The organism is Thiorhodococcus drewsii AZ1 (genome assembly GCF_000224065.1).
Lineage (GTDB): Bacteria > Pseudomonadota > Gammaproteobacteria > Chromatiales > Chromatiaceae > Imhoffiella > Imhoffiella drewsii.
Window position 1 is genome coordinate 1 of record NZ_AFWT01000091.1, and the last position, 3,044, is coordinate 3,044.

At 50.0% G+C, this 3,044-nt stretch carries 3 protein-coding genes and 1 pseudogene; 1 reads left to right on the forward strand and 3 read right to left on the reverse strand.

What is annotated here, in order from left to right; translation table 11 throughout:
* The 3 genes and pseudogenes from THIDRDRAFT_RS22995 to THIDRDRAFT_RS27440 form a co-directional block, all read right to left on the reverse strand.
* Positions 1-201 (reverse strand): annotated as a pseudogene (locus THIDRDRAFT_RS22995) (IS481 family transposase); the annotation flags it as partial.
* 1,109 nt (positions 202-1,310) lie between these two features.
* Positions 1,311-1,712 (reverse strand): hypothetical protein, encoded by a 402-nt coding sequence (locus THIDRDRAFT_RS26020; RefSeq protein WP_139058890.1) that lies wholly within the window; start codon positions 1,710-1,712, stop codon positions 1,311-1,313.
* A gap of 47 nt (positions 1,713-1,759) precedes the next feature.
* A complete protein-coding gene (locus tag THIDRDRAFT_RS27440) occupies positions 1,760-1,954 on the reverse strand; it encodes a D-alanyl-D-alanine carboxypeptidase family protein (RefSeq protein WP_083827585.1) in 195 nt (64 codons plus the stop codon).
* 530 nt (positions 1,955-2,484) lie between these two features.
* Here THIDRDRAFT_RS27440 and THIDRDRAFT_RS23000 point away from each other — a divergent pair.
* Positions 2,485-3,044 (forward strand): IS4/Tn5 family transposase DNA-binding protein (locus THIDRDRAFT_RS23000; RefSeq protein ID WP_007043340.1); only part of this gene is annotated, 560 nt, incomplete at its 3' end.

Genomic DNA, 3,044 nt, shown 5'->3' on the forward strand with positions numbered 1-3,044 from the left:
CTGCTCGGGCGAGAGCGTCGTTGAGAGCCGGTGTGGGCGGCGTGAGGCATCTTCGACCACCGTGCGTCGTCGCCACTTTCTCACCGTCTGCACTGAGAGGTTGTACTGGGCGGCGAGGACCTTGCTCGGCAACGTGGAGGCTTGCAGTTCACGACGAATCGCCGGAGTGGTGCGGGCGTTTTTGTGCAGGCGGATGTCCATCGGCAATCAGGCTCCCGGGTTGTGGGCTGTTCCGCGAGCGATGGCTTTGCGGACCATGTGCTCTAGCACCTCGCGGGCTCGGAACAAAGGATAGCTCCGTCGAGGCAGATAATCACACGGGACGTAACAATTACAGCATTGTTGCCGTCTCTGTCTGTCGGCCCCGATCCAGAAATAATCAATGCGACTGGCACCGACCTTTTTTCATTGGGAATGATAAGAGATCCTTCCAGTGTCCCTGTCTTGGTTTCAAGTTTAACGATGATTTCTGATTGACCAGCCAAGAGAACGCCTCCCATAAATATCTAGAACAACACAGCAAAGAAAAATATTTTTATACTCATAAATTATTATGAGCATAATGCCAAGGCAAGAGGCGTTCAGTATGAAGCGGCTAATCGGTCAAGAATGGTGAAGCCATGCCCGACCAGGCGCGGAGAATTGGAGGTCCGAGTGAGCCAAAGGCGAACGGCTTGACCAATTTGTTATGCGCTCAATCACCAAACCTCACCATCGCCGCCAATTTCTCGGGTTTCGAGTAAATATAAATAACCCCTTGCCACATATACGAGTGAGGAGACCGATGATTATGGAAATAGTAGAAAGACCCGGGATTGCTCAAAAGACTACTCAATCGACCTATTGTTTTGGAATCCAACTCACCTTCACAGTTGCATATTAAGTTATGACAATAATAATTTTTCGCCTCTTTATCGAACACCACTGGCGTTTTGTACCAAGCAATTTCGTTGAGCCACTGCTTTGGTGGTGCAAAAGAAGCATTTCCGGGAAGTGAGATGATTGCATACGTGCAACCAAGCGCTTGGCTATGCCATTTTCGAGACTCTAACACGGCACCATACTCCATGAAACGAAAGTACTCAGCGGCGTAGTTTCGATCTTGACACTCCAATACCGCATAGCCCCCTAATCCAATCAAGACGAATATAACTACAAACGAACCAAACAAGCGGACTGTTTTTCGAAGAACTCTGATTGTTACTGCTTGCTCTCGCATCACATAGAACTAACGAGTGCGGCTTTACGCATAACGCTTAAGTATTCGGCGCGCGTTAGCGGGTCCGATCGAATAGGATGAGCGACATAACTTACTTATTAACTCTTGCATACATTACCCAAAATATGGAAGCTGCAAGAAAGCCGCCGGAAGCAGAGAAAAGTATAGGAATATATGGCGGCGGCTGTTGTCCGAGCACTGGAATTACCCATACGGCACCCAATAATGTAACGACAACTGAAACCACTGACCTTCTAAGCCATTGTACGCGGTTAAGCATGACTAATATTGGTACAGCAACAAAAACAGTGGTTATCACTTCTATTGCCAAATAGACCAAAGCAAGAAATGGAAAATCCTCAAAGCTTTTGTAAAACCTCCCGACTGGATATCCAGACCAAGCATGAACAAACCCCATCGTAATCGCGCTTACAGCACATCCGGCCAATAGAGAAATAGTAAAGCGCTTACAATTTATCTTTCCATTATCCATGGTAGCGCTAACGTTTGAGCTGAGGTGAGGTAAGAGCGCCAGCGAGTTCAGTCGCCTCCGACGACTGGTTGTGCTTTTCCTGAATAAAACCAATACCAAGGTTCAAAGGCTACGCCGATCTTGCTCCCCCTTGGATAACTCAATCTAAAGACAAACTCCCTAGCTCTGTGACTCAACCAAATGAATGCAGCAGAAACTTCGAATTTTTCCTCTAAAGGGGCATAACCCATACCATTACACATAAGTCTGTAAGTGATTGATTTCGCGTGACCACCCCAAAAGCGCCTGTCTATATAAATCAGCAACTCATGAACAGATCAGCGGAGATGTGTGTAACGAGATGACCTAAACCGCAGCCAACATCCAGCGCATTCTTCTTGAATTTATCTTTTTCAATGGCCTTACTAACGTAATCGACGCCATATTCAGAATATTTTTTACTTCTTCGTACCAAGTGCAAATACTGTTGTAACCTTTTGCGTTGCTCTCTTGATATTCCATAGATGACTTTATTCGATATTGGTCATTCATTTTCCTGGAGGCTTGCTAACCACAAACCGCCACCCACCAATATAAGGCCCGAAAGGCGACTTGTGTAAAACTTCGCCCTATTAGAATAAATAGCTTTTCCACCATAACCCATCCCTTTACCCATATCTCGAACCAGTTTCGCACACATTTCTTGTTCGATTGCGGCCCAAGACTGGATTCGTCGCCTGGGTTTCCGTTGCACTGTTTGTGACGTGAACGCCGACAGTTGGGATGGAGAACAATGCACGAGACAGCGCGAAATCAACCGATTGATCGAGCCCCCGAATTTCCCGAGGACCTGCCGCTGGGCACCTTGGAGCAGGAGCTTGGCACCATCGATCTGGGCGATGTCCGCCTGAATCGGCGCTCGCGGCGGGTGCTGGGGAAACTGGGTACGAAGCCGAGTGAAAGCATTCCGACGGCCTGCGGCGGGTGGGACGAGACGCGCGCGGCCTATCGCCTGCTCGATCAGGATAGTGTCACAGCGAAGCGGGTGCTGGCGCCGCATGTGGAGCGTACCGAGGAACGCCTGCGCGCCCATGAGCGGGTGCTGTGCATCCAGGACACGACCGAACTTGACTACACCACCAAGAAGGGCCGCATGAATGGCCTGGAGCCGCTCAACTACGAATCGCGCTGGGGGCTGTATCTGCATCCGACCCTGGCGGTGACCCCGGATCGGATCCCGTTGGGACTCTTGGATTCGCATACCTGGGCCCGCGAACCCGGCCGTCTGGGGCAGGACAAAGCGGCCAGCCGTCCGCTCGAAGAGAAAGAGAGTGCGCGCTGGGTCGAGGGGTT